The organism is Plantibacter sp. PA-3-X8 (assembly GCF_003856975.1).
GTDB classification, from domain to species: Bacteria; Actinomycetota; Actinomycetes; order Actinomycetales; family Microbacteriaceae; genus Plantibacter; species Plantibacter auratus.
The window spans coordinates 2,237,081-2,255,350 of sequence record NZ_CP033107.1; the positions used below are offsets into that span (position 1 = coordinate 2,237,081).

At 70.0% G+C, this 18,270-nt stretch carries 16 protein-coding genes; 12 read left to right on the plus strand and 4 right to left on the minus strand.

The features are described from left to right. The first annotated feature begins 91 nt into the window (after positions 1-91). The 3 genes from EAO79_RS10620 to pth all read left to right on the plus strand — a co-directional run bounded on the left by EAO79_RS10620 (position 92) and on the right by pth (position 2,088). Positions 92-595 (plus strand): gluconokinase, encoded by a 504-nt coding sequence (locus tag EAO79_RS10620; RefSeq protein WP_229938709.1) that lies wholly within the window; start codon positions 92-94, stop codon positions 593-595. A 174-nt stretch (positions 596-769) separates the two neighbouring features. After that, positions 770-1,378 (plus strand): 50S ribosomal protein L25/general stress protein Ctc, encoded by a 609-nt coding sequence (locus EAO79_RS10625; protein ID WP_079705465.1) that lies wholly within the window; start codon positions 770-772, stop codon positions 1,376-1,378. A gap of 128 nt (positions 1,379-1,506) precedes the next feature. Next, positions 1,507-2,088: an aminoacyl-tRNA hydrolase gene (pth, locus tag EAO79_RS10630; protein WP_124768956.1), complete on the plus strand. Its 582-nt coding sequence runs from the start codon at positions 1,507-1,509 to the stop codon at positions 2,086-2,088. Positions 2,089-2,095: 7 nt separating this feature from the next. Here pth and EAO79_RS10635 read toward each other — a convergent pair whose 3' ends face one another. The 3 genes from EAO79_RS10635 to folP form a co-directional block, all read right to left on the minus strand. After that, the gene (locus tag EAO79_RS10635; RefSeq protein ID WP_124768957.1) at positions 2,096-4,159 is read right to left on the minus strand and encodes an Ig-like domain-containing protein; all 2,064 of its coding nucleotides are present in this window, start codon (positions 4,157-4,159) and stop codon (positions 2,096-2,098) included. 64 nt (positions 4,160-4,223) lie between these two features. Beyond that, positions 4,224-5,006 carry a pyrimidine reductase family protein gene (locus tag EAO79_RS10640; protein ID WP_124768958.1) on the minus strand — a complete coding sequence of 261 codons (783 nt, stop codon included), beginning with the start codon at positions 5,004-5,006 and terminating at the stop codon, positions 4,224-4,226. A 22-nt stretch (positions 5,007-5,028) separates the two neighbouring features. Beyond that, on the minus strand, positions 5,029-5,961 hold the full coding sequence (gene folP / locus EAO79_RS10645) for a dihydropteroate synthase (protein WP_124768959.1): 933 nt from the start codon (positions 5,959-5,961) through the stop codon (positions 5,029-5,031). A 124-nt stretch (positions 5,962-6,085) separates the two neighbouring features. Between folP and mfd the strand changes: the two genes are divergently transcribed. The 7 genes from mfd (at position 6,086) to eno (ending at position 16,828) form a co-directional block, all read left to right on the plus strand. Further along, a complete protein-coding gene (mfd, locus tag EAO79_RS10650) occupies positions 6,086-9,697 on the plus strand; it encodes a transcription-repair coupling factor (RefSeq protein WP_079705469.1) in 3,612 nt (1,203 codons plus the stop codon). An 86-nt stretch (positions 9,698-9,783) separates the two neighbouring features. Then, a complete protein-coding gene (locus tag EAO79_RS10655) occupies positions 9,784-10,728 on the plus strand; it encodes an alpha/beta fold hydrolase (protein ID WP_124768960.1) in 945 nt (314 codons plus the stop codon). A 77-nt stretch (positions 10,729-10,805) separates the two neighbouring features. Further along, a complete protein-coding gene (locus EAO79_RS10660; protein ID WP_206428228.1) occupies positions 10,806-12,257 on the plus strand; it encodes an aldehyde dehydrogenase family protein in 1,452 nt (483 codons plus the stop codon). Next, the gene (locus EAO79_RS10665; RefSeq protein ID WP_371413639.1) at positions 12,254-12,922 is read left to right on the plus strand and encodes a MazG family protein; all 669 of its coding nucleotides are present in this window, start codon (positions 12,254-12,256) and stop codon (positions 12,920-12,922) included. The genes EAO79_RS10660 and EAO79_RS10665 overlap by 4 nt, the downstream gene beginning before the upstream one ends. A gap of 60 nt (positions 12,923-12,982) precedes the next feature. After that, positions 12,983-14,290, plus strand: coding sequence for a histidine--tRNA ligase (hisS, locus tag EAO79_RS10670; protein ID WP_124768961.1), 1,308 nt, complete (start codon positions 12,983-12,985; stop codon positions 14,288-14,290). A gap of 211 nt (positions 14,291-14,501) precedes the next feature. Continuing rightward, positions 14,502-15,431: an endonuclease/exonuclease/phosphatase family protein gene (locus tag EAO79_RS10675; protein WP_124768962.1), complete on the plus strand. Its 930-nt coding sequence runs from the start codon at positions 14,502-14,504 to the stop codon at positions 15,429-15,431. Between the two features lie 116 nt (positions 15,432-15,547). Continuing rightward, a complete protein-coding gene (eno, locus tag EAO79_RS10680) occupies positions 15,548-16,828 on the plus strand; it encodes a phosphopyruvate hydratase (protein ID WP_056007454.1) in 1,281 nt (426 codons plus the stop codon). Here the strand turns inward: eno and EAO79_RS19220 are convergent. Beyond that, a complete protein-coding gene (locus tag EAO79_RS19220; RefSeq protein WP_206428229.1) occupies positions 16,818-17,195 on the minus strand; it encodes a hypothetical protein in 378 nt (125 codons plus the stop codon). The two genes, eno and EAO79_RS19220, sit on opposite strands and share 11 nt — an antisense overlap. A gap of 34 nt (positions 17,196-17,229) precedes the next feature. Between EAO79_RS19220 and EAO79_RS19225 the strand changes: the two genes are divergently transcribed. Both EAO79_RS19225 and EAO79_RS10690 read left to right on the plus strand, forming a co-directional pair. Beyond that, positions 17,230-17,679, plus strand: a complete 450-nt coding sequence (locus EAO79_RS19225) for a septum formation initiator family protein (RefSeq protein WP_206428230.1) — start codon at positions 17,230-17,232, stop codon at positions 17,677-17,679. 38 nt (positions 17,680-17,717) lie between these two features. Beyond that, entirely contained in the window at positions 17,718-18,239 is a 522-nt protein-coding gene (locus EAO79_RS10690; protein WP_124768964.1) for a DUF501 domain-containing protein, read from the plus strand. The last annotated feature ends 31 nt before the right edge of the window (positions 18,240-18,270 follow it).

Here is an 18,270-nt window from a genome sequence, read left to right on the forward strand (position 1 = left end):
AGCGGACCGTGCGGAGGTGTCCGGTATCGTGCTGTGCGGGTCGGGCGAGCCGGCCGCCCGGTCATCGGCCGGAGACCACAGGGGGTTCCGTGTGAATGCACCGCTCGTCGTCGTCATGGGCGTGTCCGGGTCCGGGAAGAGCACGACCGGGGTGCTGATCGCCGACCGGCTCGGGGTGCCCTTCGTCGACGCCGACGCCCTGCACCCGCTCGAGAACGTGCGCAAGATGGCCGCCGGAACGCCGCTCGAGGACCCCGACCGCTGGCCCTGGCTGGCCCTCGTTGGCAAAGCACTCGCCGACGCCTCGGACACCGGGCTCGTGATGGCCTGCTCCGCACTCCGACGGGCCTACCGGGAGGCGATCCTCGCGGAGGCGCCAGGGGTGCGGTTCGTGCTCCTGCACGGCTCGCGCGAGGTGCTCGGACGCCGGATGGAGGGCAGGAGCGGTCACTTCATGCCGCCGTCGCTCCTCGACTCGCAGTTCGCACTCCTCGAAGACCTGGACGCCGACGAACCGGGCTTCGTGGTGGACGTCGACGCCACCGTCGACGAGATTGTGGACGAGGCGGTCGCGGGCCTCAGCGCGGTGCGATAGACTCTCCCACTGAACTTCGGCGAGGGAAGCGGCCCGTGGCAGCTTCCGTGATCGACGCGGTGGTCTGGCTTCCGGCTTTTCCTCACGCAGATACGCGTTCGAGTTGACTCATCCATTCCGCCGCGCATCGTCGCGGCACGACCAACCGGGTGCAAGACCCGTGAGGAGAACATCATGTCCGATGACCTGAAGGTCACCGCGGAACTCCGCGAATCGTTCGGCAAGGGCGCAGCCCGCAAGCTCCGTGCCCTCGGCAAGATCCCCGCCGTGCTCTACGGCCACGGCACCGAGCCCGTGCACGTCTCGCTGCCCGGCCATCAGATGCTGCTCATCCTCCGCAAGTCCAACGCGGTGCTCGAGCTCGACATCGCCGGCAAGGGCCAGCTCGCGCTGGTCAAGGACGTCCAGAAGGACCCCGTGCGCCAGATCATCGAGCACCTCGACCTCATCGTGGTCAAGAAGGGCGAGAAGGTCCAGGTCGACATCCCCGTGACCATCGAGGGCGAGTCCGCCGCCGGCACCATCCTCAACCAGGACGCCACCACGGTGAGCCTCGAGGTCGAGGCGACCCACATCCCTGAGCGCGTCACCGTCAGCGTCGAGGGCCTCGAAGAGGGCGCCCAGATCCTGGCCGGCGACCTCGAGCTCCCGAAGGGCGCTTCGCTCATCACCGAGGCCGACGTCCTCATCGTCGCGATCACCGTCCCGGCCGCTCCGGCGGACGAGGAGACGGAGGCCGCTGAGGCCGCCGCCGAGGAGACCGCAGCCGAGGCCGCGGAGTAGTCACCACTCCAGCAGACGAACCTGTCGCCCGCCCGCCCCGATAGTCTCGGTGCATGGCAGGCGGCAGGTTCGCTCGGTTTCTGGCCGGTCTCACCGGTCGAGCCGAGGCGTTCGATCAGGAAGGCAGCATGGCTGCAGACACGTGGCTCATCGTCGGGCTCGGGAACCCGGGCGAGCAGTATGCCCGCAACCGGCACAACGTCGGGCAGATGGTCCTCGACGAGCTCGCGAAGCGCATCGGCGGAACTTTCAAGACCCACAAGGGCAACGCGCGCGTGGCCGAGGGGCGGCTCGTGCCGGGCGGCCCGAAGTTCGTCCTCGGCAAGCCCAACAGCTACATGAACCTCTCCGGCGGCCCCACCGCAGCGCTCGCCCAGTTCTTCTCCGTCGACCCCGATCACGTCATCGCCGTCCACGACGAGCTCGACATCCCGTTCGACTCGATCAAGCTCAAGCAGGGCGGCGGGCACGGTGGGCACAACGGCATCCGCGACATCGCCTCAGCGCTGAAGACCCCAGAGTTCCTGCGCGTCCGCGTCGGTATCGGGAGGCCGCCGGGTCGTCAGGACGCCGCCGACTTCGTCCTCAAGGACTTCGCGGGAACCGAGCGGGAGCAGCTTCCCCTACTGGTCTCCGACGCGGCCGATGCGGTCGAGCTCCTCGTGAACGAGGGCCTGCTGGCTGCACAGACCAGGTTCCACGGCGCCTGACGCCCGCTCAGCCGAGCGGTGAGCGGACTCGTCGGCCCTGGCGCGTGCCGGCGCCGACGAGCACCGCGCCCACGAGGAGCAGTCCGCTGATGAGCAGTGCAGTGGAGAGCGGGACCTCGGCTCCCGTCCGGACCAACGGCGCCTGCGGTTCGAGCGGTGCGACCCTCCACACGATGCCGAGCGAGGTGTGCAGCGCCCCAGTCGAGACGCGGGGTGCGTCCGGGAGTGGCAGGCGACCGGTGTCGGCGCGGTCCGATGCGCGCGAGTATCCGGTCAGGACAGCCTCGAGCGCGTGGACGAACGAGCCGTCGTCGAGGGCTTCCGGTGTCAGGACGAACGGCTCGCTGCTGGTGCATACCGTTGAGGCACCAGGCTCGATGAACTCGCTGCTGCAGGTGAGGCGGGTGTCCGGCGTCTCCGCGAGGGTGACGTCGCCCAGCGCGTTCTCGCCGGTGTTGGTGACCGTCGCGATGACACGCAAGCGGTCACCGGGGTCGGTCATCACGGTCTCGCCCTCGACCGGAACCCACGATCCGTCGGCACCCTGGATCTCGAGGCGGACGGTGCCCTCCACGGCCAGCACGGGGACGATCACGCGGTAGGTGGTCTCGTCCGTGCTGCTGAGCCCCGCGGCGGTCTGCTCCACGCGCACGACCGCCTCGCCGGACTCGACGACCTCGGTGTTCGCGCAACTCCACCGGCCGGCCGGGTCCACGGTGGTCTCACACGGGGTGTGGCCCTCCCCGTCGCGCACGGTGATGTCGGCGCCCGGCTCGCCCGTTCCGGCGAAGAACGGTCGTGAGGACTCGACGAGGGCGCCCGATGCCGGGCTCTCGATCGCGACCCGGTCGATGGCGGTCAGGGCGGAGTGTGAGCCGACGTCGAGCCCACGGACGGCGTCTCCCGCCACGGTGACGGTCAGCGCGCCGCGAGCGACCGGTGTTGCGTCGACCTCGATCGTGCAGGACTCCTCGCCCGCCGCGAGGTCGCCGGTGAACGCGATGTCGGCCCCGGACGCCGGAGCGGTCGCCTCCGCCGAGCAGCTCGTGGTCACTCGCGGATCGGTGGCGACCGCGAGTCCACCGGGCAAGGCCGTCTGCACGGACCAACCGGCCTTCGCGGCGAGTTCCGGGGTGTTGTGCACGACGAAGCGAAGACGCATCGTGTCCCCGACGAAGGCGGTGTCCTGCGACAGCTCGACATCGAGGGTCGGGGTCACGTCGATGATGCTCAGATCGTCGAAGGCGTGGTCGTTGCCCGATCCGCCGCCGTGATCGTTGCGCATCACGACACCGATCGAACCGTCGTCCATGAGGATGGAGGAGTCCGCCGCGAAATGGCCGGCACGGACGGCGTATCCCGCAGCGGTGTGGTCGGAAGCACGGTCGTCGCTGCACGGGTCGATGGCGGTGTCCGAGACCGGCCGCTCAGCACCGTCCTCCGTCCGCAGGGACAATCGAAGCGCCGGGGAGATCGCATCGCCGCAGTTCGTGGCGGCCGCATTCACCGTGGCCGTGAGGAAGCGGCCGGTCCCGCCGGTCAGCGGGATCGACGTGGTGGTCTCGAGTTCGACGGCGTCGTCCGGGCCGCTCCGCTCCGTGTACGCCGCCACCGCCGAATTCGTCGCCGGGTCGGTTCCGTTGACGAGACCGAGCACGCCTGCGAGGGCGCGGACCCGCGCATGGTTGCCGGGGAAACCGGAGCAGTCCGACGAGTCCTCCTCGACGTTCGCCGACGAGAGGATGAGGCCGTTGCAGGCGGAGCGGTCGGCCCAGAAGTCGTCAGACTCGAAGCGGGCACCGTCGGCGCCGACGTAGTCGCGGATGGAGGTGCCGCTCCCCGTGTCCGGCGCGCGTTCGAAGTCCTCGAGGAAGACCGGGGAATGTGCCGGTGCCGTCCCGGTGACGGCACTGACGGACCGGACCGGTGCGGACGGCATCGTCATCCTCGTCGCCGTCGCCGGCGACGAGGCGAGTGCGAGGTTGCCGGCTACGGCGACGACGACGGCGAGTGAGGCCGAACCGGCTCGAAAGCGGCGACCGGACGGATGAGTATGGAGCAGAGCACGCACGCGGGATCCCAACGGTATGGCAGGGGGAGGATCACCACTGTATCAACCGCTGATGTTCTAGATTTCAGTCGAGTGTCGCGTGGCCTGCGACGGGTCGGGCGCGTACGTACCGCGAGATCAGCAGCTCGTCCGATCGCAGGAGGTGCTGCAACCGCATCGGTCGCGGTGCTTCGGAGGCGGGACCCGCGGAGACCCGGACACTCTCCCCGCCGACGAGCGACGGACTGATCGTCAGACAGAGTTCGTCGACGGCGTCAGCGGCGATGAACGAGCCGAAGAGTGCCGGACCACCCTCGCACAGGATCTGCCGCAGGCCGCGGTCGGAGAGCGCCTGGACGACACGCGCCGGTTCGACGTGTTCGTCGCCGCACGCCACCACGTCGGCGACCGCCTCGAGTGCCGCGCGCTTCGCGGGGTCGGCGCGGTCGGTCGTCACGACGAGCGGCCGGACCGGTGCCTGGGTGAAGACCTCCGAGCGGAGGTCGAGGTCGAGCGAGCCCGACACGATCGCGAACACCGGGTGCAGGGGGAGGTCGTGGTCGTCGCGCCAGGCCGCGGCGTCGACGTCGAGCCGCATGGCACCGTAGCCCTCGTCGCGCACGGTTCCGGCACCGACGAGCACGACGTCGGAGAGTCGACGCAGGATGTCGAACACGGTCTTGTCGGCCGGGCCGCCGAGCCCGCCGGAGACGCCGTCGACGGTCGCTCCACCGTCCAGGCTCGTCACGAAGTTCACGCGGACGGTCGTGGCGGAGCGGTCCTCGACGGTGTAGGCCGCCACGAGCTCGTCGACCGACAGCGGTCGGTCCTGCGCGGGGACCAGGCTCGTGATGCTGGGGGTGCTCATGTGACTCCTCGAGGGTTCCGGATCAGACGTTGTGGACGGGCGCCACCGGGGCACGGAAGCCGAGGATCGCCTCGGTCATCCGCACGGCCGCGATCGACTCGGGCACGGCGTGCATCCGCACGATGCGGGCGCCGAGGAGGATGCACGCCGCAGCGGACACCAGGGACCCCTCGAGACGTTCCGACTTCGGGCGGTCGAGGGACTCGCCGATGAAGTCCTTGTTCGACACCGCGGCGAGCGTCGGCAGGCCGAGCGCGGCGATCTCGTCGAACCGGCGGGTGAGTTCGAGCGTCTGCACGGTGTTCTTGTTGAGGTCGTGCCCGGGGTCCACGATGAGCCGCGACTCGGGGACGCCGTGCGAGAGCGCGAGGTCGACGCGGGCCGCGAGGAAGGCGGCGACCTCACCGGCGACGTCGTCGTAGTGGGGGCGGGGATGCGGCTGCCTCGGCCTGGCCAGACTGTGCGTGATGACGAGGGTGGCCTCGCTCGCGGCGACGACGTCCGCGAGAGCCGGGTCGTGGATCCCCGTGGTGTCGTTGATGACGGAGGCGCCCGCCGCGATGCAGGCCGCCGCCACCTCGGGGCGGAAGGTGTCGACGGAGATCACGACGTCGCTCCGTGCGGCGAGCGCCTCGACGACGGGGAGCACGCGGTCGAGTTCCTCGGCGGTGGGGATCTCCGGCCCGGGGGCGAACTTGGCTCCGCCGATGTCGATCCAGTCGGCGCCCTGTTCTGCGGCGGTCACGGCGGCGTCGACGGCTCGGTCGAGCGAGAACGTCGCGCCCTGGTCGAAGAAGGAGTCCGGGGTGCGGTTGACGATCGCCATGACCGCGACCTGCTTCGAGAAGTCGAACGTCCGCGCTCCGATCCGGCGGATCGGTTGGCGGATCGGGGGGAGCGGGAAGCCGCCGGTCCGTTCGGGGTGTCGGTCTGACCGGGGCTCCGTGCTCGTCATGGGTCAATCATGACGCGTCCGGCGCGAGAGGATGCCGCGTGACGCGTCGTCCGCAGCCGATTGACAGCGGTGGCCGGTGGGCGATGGGGTCATGGGTGTCGGTGGCTCGGCGTAGGCTGTTCCGGTGACGCTTCAGGGTTTGACTCACGCGCTTCGGCGCGCCGCAACGATCGACGATGCCCTCGCGTACGCGGGCAAGAGCGCGGACTTCTCCGTGATCGACGGGCTGCGTGCACCGCTCCTCGCGGCGCTCATGGACGAGCGCGGTCGGCAGGGTGCCGCCCAGGCGGCCCTCGTCGTCACCGCGACCGGCCGCGACTCCGAGCGGCTCCGCTCCGCGCTCAGCGACCTCATGCCAGAGGCCGAGATCGTCGAGTTCCCGGCCTGGGAGACCCTGCCGCACGAGCGCCTCAGCCCGAGCGCCGAGATCGTCGGCCGACGCCTGGAGGCGCTGCGGCGGCTCGGCGCCTGGACGGGGGAGCGACCGTTCCTCCTCGTCGCGTCGGTGCGCGCCGCGCTGCAGCCCGTGGCCGACAACCTCACCGAGACCGCTCCGATCGAACTCGTCCAGGGCGGTCGCGGACACGACCTCGCCGCGATCGCGCTGCGACTCGTCGAACTCGCGTACACCCGGGTCGACATGGTGTCGCGGCGTGGTGAGTTCGCGTTGCGTGGTGGCATCCTCGACGTCTTCCCGCCGGTCGCCGACCACCCGTACCGGGTCGAGTTCTTCGGCGACGAGGTCGACGGCATCCGGGCGTTCTCGGTCGCCGACCAGCGTTCGCTGCCCGAGCCGGTCGACGCGATCCGCCTGCCGCCGTCCCGTGAGCTGCTCCTCAGCCCGGCCGTCCGGCAGCGCGCCGCGGAGATGCAGCACGAGTTCCCGAGCCTCACCGGGATCCTCGAGAAGATCGCGGAGGGCATCGCGGTGGAGGGCATGGAGTCGCTCTCCCCGGCCCTCGTCGACCGCCTCGTCCCGATCACTCACTACCTGCCGGATGGAGCGGCCATCGCCGTCGTCTCGCCGGAGCGCGTCGTCACGAGGTCGATCAGCCTCGCCGAGACGAACCGCGAGTTCCTCGCCGCCGCATGGAGCGCCGCGACCGTCGGTGCGAACGCGCCGATCGACCTCGCCTCCGGCGACTTCATCTCGCTGGGCGCCCTGAAGGAGTCCGTCACCTTCAGCGCTCCTGGCCAGCCGGCGCCCGACCACCCGTGGTGGACGTTCAGCGGCTTCCGCGCCGGCCCCGACGTCGAGACGCTCCCGGAGCACCTCGAACTCGACGAGCTCCTCACCGTCACGGTCGACGGCGACACCGTGCCGAGCTTCCACGGCAACGTCGAGGGCGCCATCGAACACGTCGCCGACCGCATCCGCGAGGGCTGGACGGTCATCGTCGCAGCCCGTGGGGTCGGTCTCGTCGAGCGCGCGGCGGACGTCCTCGCCGAGCACGAGATCGCGGCCCGCATGGTCGACGAACTGCCGGCCGACCCGGAGCCCGGGGTCGCCTATCTGCTGCAGGCCGACGTCGAGGGCGGCTTCGAGCTGGAGACGTCGAAGCTCATGCTGCTCGGCGAGACCGAGTTCTACGGACGCACCGCCGGGTACGACTCTCGCCTGGTCAAGAAGCTCGCCACCCGACGCAAGAACGTCGTCGACCCGATGCAGCTCCGGTCCGGCGACTTCGTCGTGCACCAGACCCACGGCATCGGCAAGTTCGTCGAGATGACCCAGCGCGAGGTCTCGAGCGGTGGACGCAACCCGGTGAAGAGCACCCGCGAGTACCTCGTGCTCGAGTACGCACCTTCCAAGCGCGGCTACCCGGGCGACAAGCTGCTCGTCCCCACGGACCAGCTCGACCTCCTCACCCGCTACGTGGGCGGCGAGGCTCCGCAGCTCAGCAAGATGGGCGGCAGCGACTGGTCGCAGGCGAAGAGCAAGGCGCGCAAGGCCGTCCGCGACATCGCCGTCGAGCTGGTCAAGCTCTACTCGGCGCGCATGGCGTCGAAGGGGCACGCCTTCGGCCCCGACACCCCGTGGCAGCGCGAGCTCGAGGAGGCGTTCCCGTTCGCGGAGACCCCCGACCAGCTGCAGACCATCGACGAGGTCAAGGCCGACATGGAGCGCGAGATCCCGATGGACCGCCTCCTCTCCGGCGACGTGGGGTTCGGGAAGACCGAGGTCGCCGTCCGTGCCGCGTTCAAGGCCGTCCAGGACGGCAAGCAGGTCGCGATGCTCGTGCCGACCACCCTGCTCGTCAAGCAGCATTTCGAGACCTTCCAGGAGCGGTTCGCCGGGTTCCCCGTGCACTTGCGGCCGCTCAGCCGGTTCCAGTCCGACAAGGAGGCGCGGGAGGCGCTCGCCGGACTCGCCGACGGCACGGTCGACGTCATCATCGGGACGCACCGTCTGCTGACCGACAAGGTGCACTTCAAGGACCTCGGCCTCGTCATCATCGATGAGGAGCAGCGGTTCGGTGTCGAGCACAAGGACGCCCTCAAGAAGCTGAAGACGAACGTCGACATCCTGGCAATGAGCGCGACCCCGATCCCGCGCACGCTCGAGATGGCGGTCACCGGCATCCGGGAGATGTCCACGCTTGCGACGCCACCGGAGGACCGCCACCCGATCCTGTCCTTCGTCGGTCCGTACAACGGCAAGCAGGTCGGTGCGGCGATCAGGCGCGAGCTCCTGCGCGAGGGCCAGATCTTCTTCGTGCACAACCGGGTCTCGTCCATCAGCCGCGTCGCGGCGGACCTCGCGGAGCTCGTCCCCGAGGCGCGCATCGCCATCGCCCACGGGCAGCTCGGCGAGGCCGCGCTCGAACAGGTCGTGGTCGACTTCTGGGAGCGCCGTTTCGACGTCCTCGTCTGCACGACGATCATCGAGACCGGCCTCGATATCTCGAACGCGAACACGATCATCATCGACCGCGCCGACAAGTACGGCCTGAGCCAGCTGCACCAGCTGCGGGGTCGTGTCGGTCGAGGCCGCGAGCGCGCCTACGCGTACTTCCTCTACGACGAGCACAAGCCGCTCTCCGAGACCGCCCACGACCGGCTCTCGACCATCGCGGCGAACAACGAGCTCGGCAGCGGCATGCAGGTCGCCCTGAAGGACCTCGAGATCCGTGGCGCCGGCAACATGCTCGGGGGCGAGCAGGCCGGCCACATCGCGGGCGTCGGCTTCGACCTCTATCTCCGCATGATCGGCGAGGCCGTGTCCACCTTCCGTGGCGACGTCGCCGAGGGGCAGACCGAGCTGCGGCTCGAACTGCCCGTCGACGCGCACATCCCCGAGGAGTACGTCGACAGCGAGCGGCTGCGGCTGGAGGCCTACCAGAAGCTGTCGGCCGCGTCCGGACCTGCGGCCAAGGACGGCCAGATCGACCTCGTGATCGACGAACTCACCGACCGATACGGCGAGCCGCCGGCGCAGGTGAGCACGCTCATCGCCGTGTCGCGGCTCCGTCAGCGTGCGCAGCGCTCGGGACTCAGCGACCTCATCGCCGTCGGACCGAACCTGCGGGTCACGCCCGCCGACCTCCCCGACTCCATCCAGACGCGGCTGCGACGCATGTATCCCGGCGCGAAGTACCTGGCCCAGACGAATACCGTCATCGTGCCGTTGCCGCGCGTCGGCGACGAACCGCTGGCCGACACCGACCTCATCGCCTGGGTGCAGCAGTTCCTGAACGCGATCTACCCGCTGCCGGAGGGCTCGACGTCGTCCTAGCGGGCAGCCGCAGATGGGCCCGCGGGACGACAGCGTCGGTACCCGCGGCCGATCCGACGGTCGTCGTCCATCCCTAGCGTGGAGGGATGAAGAAGTTCCTCCGCATCGTCCTCACCGGGATCGCAGCGCTCGTCGCGCTCGTGCTCGCCGGGCTCCTCACGACCACCATCGTCAACACCGCCGCATCGGCCTCTGAGGCCACGCGCATCGAGGAGTACGGGCAGCGGGTCGAGGTCGACGGCAAACGCATGAACGTGTCGATCACGGGGGAGGGTGATCAGACGATCGTCCTCCTGCCCGGCTTCGGCACCGGTTCGCCCGTGCTCGACTTCTCGCCGCTCGTCGGGGAGCTCTCGTCGTCGTACCGGGTGGTCGTGGTCGAGCCCTTCGGATACGGGCTGAGCGACCAGACCGACGTGCCGCGAACGACCGAGAACATCGTCTCCGAGATCCACGAGGCGGTCGCCGGGCTCGGCATCGACCGGTACGTGTTGATGGGGCACTCCATCGCGGGAATCTATGCGCTGGACTACGTCGAGCGGTTCCGCGGCGAGGTGACGGCGTTCGTCGGCATCGACAGCAGCGTGCCCGATCAGCCGGGCATGGATGCCGCGCTGCCGGTCGACGCCCTGCGTGCGGCGAAGGCACTCGGCATCACCCGGGTCGTCACGGCGCTGTCGGGCGACCCGTACCCGGATCCGCCGTACGACCAGCACACGCGTGAGCAGCTCGGGATGATCTCGCTGCGCAACACCTCGAGTGCGACGTCCTCGGACGAGATGTCGCGCATCGCGGCGAACTTCCGAGCGGCGAAGGGGAAGACCTTCCCGGCAGACCTCCCGGTGCTGCTCTTCGCCCAGCGGGACAACCCGACGGTGGCGGGGTGGCTGCCGCTCCATGAGGAGCAGGCTGCGAGCGTCGACCGAGGAGAGGTCGTGCCGCTCGACGCCGACCACTACCTGCACCACACGAAGTCCCGCGAGATCGCGGCGGACGTCGACCGCTTCCTCGCGACTCCAGGCGTCGGGTAGCCGGTCGCCGGGTCAGGCCGTCGGTCTGCGGACGGACGTATGCTGGTGCCCACGATCCCGTCGAGTCGGAGGAACCCATGGCGACCAGCATCCGGACGAAGCAGGAGCCGAAGGTGGTTGTGGCCGACACCGTGGCCCGGCTTCGACAGGCCTTCGACCGCGGCACCACCAAGCCCGTGGCCTGGCGGCTCCGCCAACTCCGTGCGCTGAAACAACTGCTCCTCGAACGCGGTGGCGAGCTCGAGCGGGCGCTGGCGACCGACCTGGGCAAGAGCGGTACCGAGGCGCAGATCACCGAGATCGGCCTCCTCGTCGGCGAGATCGATCACACGCTGAAGCACCTGAAGCGTTGGGTGCGGCCCCGACGCGTCGCGGTGCCACTCACCCTCGCCCCGGCGTCGGCATCGGTCGTGGCGGAACCGGTCGGCGTCGTCCTCGTCATCGGCCCGTGGAACTATCCGGTCCAGCTCTGCATCGGTCCCGTCATCGGGGCGCTCGCCGCGGGTGACGCCGTCCTGCTGAAGCCCAGCGAGCTCGCCCCCGCCACGAGCGCCGCACTCGCTCGTCTCCTCCCGGAGTACCTCGACGACCGTGCCGTCGCGGTGGTCGAGGGCGATGCGGAGGTCGCCAGCGCCCTCCTCGCCGAGCGGTTCGATCACATCTTCTACACGGGTGGAGCCGCCGTGGGCAAGGTCGTCGCCCGTGCCGCGGCGGAACATCTGACCCCGATCACCCTGGAACTCGGCGGGAAGTCGCCGGTGTACGTCGACGACACCGTGGACCTCGCGGACGCGGCCCGCCGGATCGTCTGGGGCAAGCTCATGAACGCCGGCCAGACCTGCGTCGCCCCCGACTACCTGCTCGCGACGCGGTCGGTCGCCGATCGGCTCGTCCCGTACCTGCGCGACGCGATCGCAGCCCTCTACGGCCCCGACCCCGCCGACAGTGCCGACTACGGCCGCATCATCTCCGACAAGCACTTCGCCCGGGTCAGCGGTCTACTCGACGGTCTCGAACCGGCTCTCGGCGGCGGGGTCGACGCCTCGGAGCGGTACATCGCCCCGACGGTCGTGAACGGCGTCGACGCTTCGGCGTCGATCATGCAGGAGGAGATCTTCGGTCCGATCCTGCCGATCCTCCACGTGTCCGGGCTCGAACAGGCCATCGCGCACATCCGGGCAGGGGAGAAGCCGCTCGCGCTCTACGTCTTTAGCGACGATCGCGCCACGCGGAAGCGGTTCACACGCGACACCTCCTCGGGCGCATTGGCGTTCGGCGTGCCGGCCGCGCACCTCCTCGTGCCGGGTCTGCCGTTCGGCGGTGTCGGGGCGAGCGGGATGGGCGCCTATCACGGCCGCCATTCCTTCGACACGTTCAGTCACGCGAAGGCGGTGTTCTCCAAACCGCTGTCCCCGGACACGCTGTCACTCGTCTACCCACCCTTCACCGAAGCGCGCGACCGGATCGCGCGACTGATCTCGAAGACCGGCAGCACCGACGACCGCCGCCCGTGGGGAGCCCGTCGGTGAGCGGCGAGCCCATCGGCGACACCTCCACTGAGCGCCTCGTCGACGCCATGCGGCAGATCCGCGACCGCTGCGTCTGGACGCAGGGCATCGACCACGACATGCTCGTGCCGTACCTCATCGAGGAGAGCTACGAGCTCGTCGAAGCGGTCGAGGCCGGGACGCGCGACGAACTCGTCGAGGAACTCGGCGACGTGCTGTGGCAGGTCGTCTTCCATGCGGAGATCGCGTCCCGTGACGCCGATGCACCGTTCGACTTCGACGACGTCGCCGAGGCCGTCACCCGCAAGATGGTCCACCGTCACCCACACGTGTTCGGCGACGAAGCAGCGCCGACCCCGGAGGACGTGGTGCGCGTGTGGAACGCTGCGAAGGCCGAGGAGAAGGCGAAGCGCAGCAGCGCGCTCGAGGGGATCCCGCAGGGGATGCCGTCGCTCGCCCTCGCCGACAAGGTGCTGGGCAGGGCCGTGCCGCTCGGGGTGGGCCCGACGGTCGACGCCGATGTCGTGGACGACGAGGACGCCCTGGGGGAGCAGCTCCTCGCCGTCGTTGCCGCAGCACGGGCGAACGGGCTCGACGCGGAACGGGCGCTCCGGGGTGCCGTCCGTCGGTTGAGCGCGCGAGTGCAGGACGCCGAGCGTCCGGTGGCGTCCCCGACGGACGGCTGAGCGAGGGGTCGCCAGGCGTCGGCTCGCGGAGCCGGTTCGCCGCCATGCCAGAATTGAGGCATGGCAGCTCCAGTGAACCCGCCGCGCGGCATGCGCGATTTCCTCCCCGCCGACAAGGCCCGTCGGGAGCACGCGCTGGGCACCATCCGTCGGGTCTTCACCGCACACGGCTTCGACGAGATCGAGACGCCCGTGGTGGAGGAGTACGACCGGCTGCACTCCGGGCTCGGCGGCGACAACGAGAAGATGGCGTTCAACATCCTCCGGCGCAAGCTCACTCCGGAGGCCATCGTGGCCGCGGCGGACAACCAGACCGAACTCACCGACCTCGGCCTGCGCTTCGACCTCACCGTGCCGCTCGCCCGGTTCTACGCGACGCACCGGGCCGAGCTCCCGCCGGTGTTCCGCTCGATCCAGATCGCTCCGGTGTGGCGCGGCGAACGGCCGCAGCAGGGCCGGTACCGCCAGTTCGTGCAGTGCGACATCGACATCATCGGAGAGTCCTCGAACCTCGCCGAGACCGAGCTCATCATCGCGACCCTCGGGGCCCTCGCGGAGCTCGGCATCACCGGCTGCAGCGTGCGGATCAACGACCGCCGACTCCTCATCGGCATGCTCGAGTCGCTGGGCTTCCCCGCCGACGAGCACGCGCAGGTGCTCATCACGATCGACAAGCTCGACAAGATCGGTCAGCAGGGGGTGGTCGCCGAACTGCGCGACCGTGGCGTCAACGCCACCGCCGTCGACGCACTCGAGGCCTTCTTCTCCCGTCCGCAGACGATGGAGTTCAACACCTTCGGCGAGCGGGCGATCCGCAAGGCGCTGCCGCTCGGTGCGGACGACGCCGTCGTCGCGGAGCTCGACGCACTCGGGAAGGCCGTCGCCGCGGCCACCTCCCTCCAGGGCCAGCCGGCCGACCCCTTCGCGAACCCGCTCGTGTTCGACCCCTTCCTGGTGCGGGGCATGGGGTACTACACCGGCGCCATCTTCGAGATCGCGCACCCCGACCTCGGGTACTCGCTCGGCGGCGGCGGTCGCTACGACGGCATGATCGGGCGTTTCCTCGGCCAGGACGTGCCGGCGGTCGGGTTCTCGATCGGCTTCGAGCGCATCGTCGACCTCATCGAGCTCCCCGCGGGCGCGGCCGCGGATGCCGTCGTGCTCGTGCACGACCGCGACGTGCCTCCCGTGACGCTCGTGGCGTTGAAGGCCAAGCTCGTCGCCCAGGGGCGTCGGGTGCGCCTCGAAGCCCGCGTGAAGAACCTCAAGGCCCTCCTCGACCGCGTGTCGGCAGCCGGCTTCGGCGCCTTCGCGTTCGTCTCGGCCGACTCGAACCTCGAGTCGCTCGAGTTCAAAGCGCTCGACTGACGATTCCCGCACCCGCTTCCCGCTCCTCGGCGCGCTTCCGAGCCGCTGCCCAGCTCGTCGGTGCAGGATGGAGCATTCGGCCGGATCCCCTCCCACGAGCGATCCGTCCGCTCTGCCCCCGATCGAAGAACTGGTTCCCCCGATGAGCGTCATGGCCCCTGCAGCGCGCCCTCGGCGCGCGCCGGAGTCGACCGGTCCCACGCGCCGCCGGGTGAGCCTCGCACGGCGCCGGGCGACCACGCTCGCGCTGGCCGTCGGTGTCCCGCTCGCCCTGCTGACGGCCGCCCACGCCCTCGTCCCCGACATCCTCGGCCTCGGACTCGTCTGGGACAACGCCCTGCCGTGGACGTGGGTCGTGCTGCCGGTGCTCTTCCTCGTCCTCCTCGTCGCCCGCACGCCGGGCGCCGTCATCGGTCTCCTCGCGCCGACGCTCGTCTGGGCCTTCCTGTTCGGCCCCGGCGTCGTCCCCATGGGTGACGCACGTTCGGCGGTCCCTGCCGAAGCCTCCCTCACGGTCGCCAGCCAGAACCTCGGGCCGGAGGGCGACCCCGCGGTCATCGCGGCTTCCCTCCAGGCCAGTGGGGCGGATCTCATCGCGCTCCAGGAGATCGAGGACCACGACCGCGAACCGCTCGCCGCGACGCTCGACGAGCAGTACCCGTACTCCGTGCTCACGGGGACGGTGGGTCTCTGGAGCCGCTATCCGATCGCCGACTCGGTCGGGTTGAAGCTCGGCCTCGACTGGTACCGGGCGATCAACGCCGTCGTCGACACCCCGTCCGGAGCCGTGAGCGTCTACGTGATCCACGCCGACTCCGCGCGTCCGGGTGCCCACGCCGAGCGGGACGTGATGCTCGCGGAGTTGGCCGACACCGTCGCGGCGAACACCCGTGATCGGATCGTCGTCATGGGTGACTTCAACGCCTCCGCCTCCGACCGGGCGCTCGCCGCACTCCAGAGCGAGGTGTCGGAGCCCAACCAGAGCGAGGGCGGCTTCGGACTCACCTGGCCGGCCGGGACACCGCTCATGCGACTGGACCACGTCTTCGTCCGCGGCATGACCGCGACCCACAACGCCGTCGGCGACGCCGAAGGCAGCGACCACCACGGCATCGTGTCGAGCTTCCGGCTCGACCGCTGACCGCGCGCCTCTGGCGACGATCCGCGGCTCTGCGCCCGTTCAGCCGATGTCACTAGACTGAGCGCGGGCGGCCGTCGTACCCGTCCCACGTCCCAATCCCCACAAGGAGAACATCAGTGGCACTCATCGAGGCAGTAGGCGCTCGCGAAATTCTCGACTCCCGAGGCAACCCGACCGTCGAGGTCGAGGTGCTCCTGGAAGACGGCACGGTCAGCCGTGCAGCAGTCCCGTCCGGCGCATCGACCGGTGCGTTCGAAGCGTACGAGCTGCGTGACGGCGATGCCGCGCGTTACCTCGGCAAGGGTGTCGAGAAGGCGGTCGACGCCGTCCTCGACGAGATCGGCCCGGCACTCGAGGGCATCGAGGCGGACGACCAGCGCCTCGTCGACCACACCATGATCGAGCTCGACGGCACCGAGAACAAGAGCCGCCTGGGCGCGAACGCGATCCTCGGTGCGAGCCTCGCGGTCGCCCGTGCCGCTGCGGACTCCGCAGACCTGTCGCTCTACCGCTACGTCGGCGGCGCCAACGCCCACGTCCTCCCGGTCCCGATGATGAACATCATCAACGGTGGCTCGCACGCCGACACCGGCGTCGACATCCAGGAGTTCATGATCCTCCCGATCGGCGCTCCGAGCTTCCGTGAGGCGCTCCGCTGGGGCACCGAGACCTACCACACGCTCAAGGGCCTGCTGAAGTCGAAGGGCTTCGCGACCGGCCTCGGCGACGAGGGTGGCTTCGCCCCCGACTTCGAGCACAACCGTGCGGCCCTCGACTTCATCGTCGAGGCCATCGAGCAGGCCGGCTTCACGGTCGGCACCGACATCGCGCTCGGCCTCGACGTCGCCTCCAGCGAGTTCTACAAGGAGGGCGCGTACCAGTTCGAGGGCAAGGCGCTCAACAGCACCGAGATGACCGCGTACTACGCCGACCTCGTCGCGAACTACCCGCTCATCACCATCGAGGACCCGCTGGCCGAGGACGACTGGGCAGGCTACGCCCACCTCACCCCCGAGCTCGGCTCCAAGGTCCAGATCGTCGGCGACGACCTGTTCGTCACGAACCCGAAGCGTCTCGCCGACGGCATCGCCAAGGGTGCGGCGAACTCGCTGCTCGTCAAGGTCAACCAGATCGGGACGCTCACCGAGACGCTCGACGCGGTCTCCCTCGCGCAGCGCTCCGGCTACACGACGATCCTGTCGCACCGCTCCGGCGAGACCGAGGACACCACGATCGCCGACCTCGCGGTCGCCACGAACGCGGGCCAGATCAAGACCGGTGCGCCTGCGCGCAGCGAGCGGGTTGCGAAGTACAATCAGTTGCTGAGGATCGAAGAGGAGCTGGGCCAGGCAGCCGTCTACGCCGGCCGCAGCGCCTTCCCCCGGTTCACCGCCTAAGCATCGTCACCTGAAGGCTCTCAGGGGTGCCGATCGGCACCCCTGAGAGCCTTCGTCGTGTGCGGGAGGCGCCTGTGAAGAAGCCATCGATGCCGGCCGGCGGCGAGTCGAAGCCCACGTCGTCCGGCAGCGGAGCAGCGTCCTCCTCGTCCTCCGGCTCGTCGAAGCAGCGACCGGCGTCGAAGCCCCGGTCGAGCTCCGCGGATGCCTCCGCCAAGCGCGCCTCATCGTCGTCCAAGCGCCCGACGGGAGCCACCGCGAAGCCCGCACGCGCCGCAGGCACAGCCCCGCGGTCGACGACGAAGGCCTCGCGATCAGCGTCGGCCGGTTCCTCGGCGCTGCGCTCCCGGACCGGCTCGACACGCACCGCCCCGGTACGCCAGTCGGACGCCGGCGGCTGGTTGCGGAGTCTGCGACTGTCCGGGTTCAGCGTCCTGCTCCTCGGGATCCTCGTGCTCGGGGTCGTCGTCCTCGCGCCGAACCTCAAGACCTTCCTCGAGCAGCGGCAGCAGATCGCCGCGCTGGAGGCCGGTGTCGCCGACACCCAGAAGCAGGTGGACGCGCAGCAGGCCGAACGCGAGCGCTGGAACGACCAGAGCTACGTCATGACGCAGGCGCGCGACCGACTGTTCTACGCCCTGCCCGGTGAGGTCAGCTACATCATCATCAACGACGTCGACCCGGCCTCGTTGCCCACCACCGAGACACCCGTGAGCGACACGCTCGTCGACTCGCAGTCCGACTGGCTCGACGGCCTGCTGTCCTCGCTCGTCGCCACCGGCTACTCGCCGGCCCCCGTCGCGACCGAGACCCCTGCTCCCACGCAGACGACGCCTCCCGTCGGCGGCTGACGTCCGGACGCAGTGGTGAACCCGGCGATAATGGAACCATGAGCACCCCTCCCTTCGGCCCCGTCTCCGAGCGCGACGTCGAGATCGTGTCGGCGCAACTGGGACGCCCGGCCCGAAACGTGGTCGGCATCGCGGCGCGCTGTGTCTGCGGCGCCCCGACGGTCGTCTCCACCGCTCCTCGCCTGGCCGACGGCACGCCGTTCCCCACGTTCTACTACCTGACCCACCCGGCCGCCACGGCCGCGGTCTCCTCGCTCGAGGCGACCCAAGTGATGAACGAGTACAACGAGCTCCTGGCCGAGGACGAAGCGGTCCGCGCCGACTACGCCACCGCACACACGGCCTACCTCGCCGACCGCACCTCCATCGCCGAGGTCGCCGAGATCGACGGGATCTCCGCCGGAGGTATGCCGGTGCGGGTCAAGTGCCTCCACGCGCTCGTCGGCCACGCCCTCGCGGCTGGTCCGGGCGTCAACCCCATCGGCGACCTCGCGCTCGACCGCGCGAGCTGGAGCCCCGAGGTGTGCGCATGCGCGGACGGCCAGGCGGGGCAGGGATAGGCCCCGCACGCGACGGGGGTCGCCTGTGGGG

Excerpts from the sequence above, each read along its gene's own strand:
- EAO79_RS10625 (WP_079705465.1), top strand. The coding sequence starts at position 770 with ATGTCCGATGACCTGAAGGTCACCGCGGAACTCCGCGAATCGTTCGGC.
- EAO79_RS10640 (WP_124768958.1), bottom strand. The coding sequence starts at position 5,006 with ATGAGCACCCCCAGCATCACGAGCCTGGTCCCCGCGCAGGACCGACCG.
- pth (WP_124768956.1), top strand. The coding sequence starts at position 1,507 with ATGGCTGCAGACACGTGGCTCATCGTCGGGCTCGGGAACCCGGGCGAG.
- EAO79_RS10660 (WP_206428228.1), top strand. The coding sequence starts at position 10,806 with ATGGCGACCAGCATCCGGACGAAGCAGGAGCCGAAGGTGGTTGTGGCC.
- EAO79_RS10690 (WP_124768964.1), top strand. The coding sequence starts at position 17,718 with ATGAGCACCCCTCCCTTCGGCCCCGTCTCCGAGCGCGACGTCGAGATC.
- EAO79_RS10655 (WP_124768960.1), top strand. The coding sequence starts at position 9,784 with ATGAAGAAGTTCCTCCGCATCGTCCTCACCGGGATCGCAGCGCTCGTC.
- hisS (WP_124768961.1), top strand. The coding sequence starts at position 12,983 with ATGGCAGCTCCAGTGAACCCGCCGCGCGGCATGCGCGATTTCCTCCCC.
- folP (WP_124768959.1), bottom strand. The coding sequence starts at position 5,961 with ATGACGAGCACGGAGCCCCGGTCAGACCGACACCCCGAACGGACCGGC.